Origin of the sequence: Vibrio marinisediminis, assembly GCF_014050145.1 — a bacterium.
Lineage (GTDB): Bacteria > Pseudomonadota > Gammaproteobacteria > Enterobacterales > Vibrionaceae > Vibrio > Vibrio marinisediminis.
Map to the genome: position 1 here is coordinate 1 of NZ_JACFYF010000267.1, position 268 is coordinate 268.

Annotated in this window: 1 protein-coding gene; it reads left to right on the forward strand. The window is 67.9% G+C overall.

Annotated features, from left to right (window positions below):
* Positions 1-51: 51 nt before the first annotated feature.
* Positions 52-268: GntR family transcriptional regulator (locus H2O73_RS24060; protein ID WP_182110812.1), on the forward strand; the 217-nt coding region annotated here is incomplete at its 3' end.

Below are 268 nucleotides of genomic sequence, written 5' to 3' on the forward strand. Positions count from 1 at the left end.
GGCGGTTCTGTATACTAAATCTGAACAAACGCCCGGTGCCGAGGAGCCTGCATGTCCACCACCCCCCCGCGCATGAACGCCGCCGAAGCGGCCTACCGGACGATCCGGGCCAAGATCGTGTCGGGCGAGCTGGCGGAGGGTGAGCGGCTGACCGAGAAGCGGCTCTCCAAGGACCTGGGCCTGTCGCGCACCCCGATCCGCGAGGCGGTCGGGCGGCTGATCCTCGAAGGCTTCGTCGAGCGGCAATCGGGCTATACCACCCGGGTCG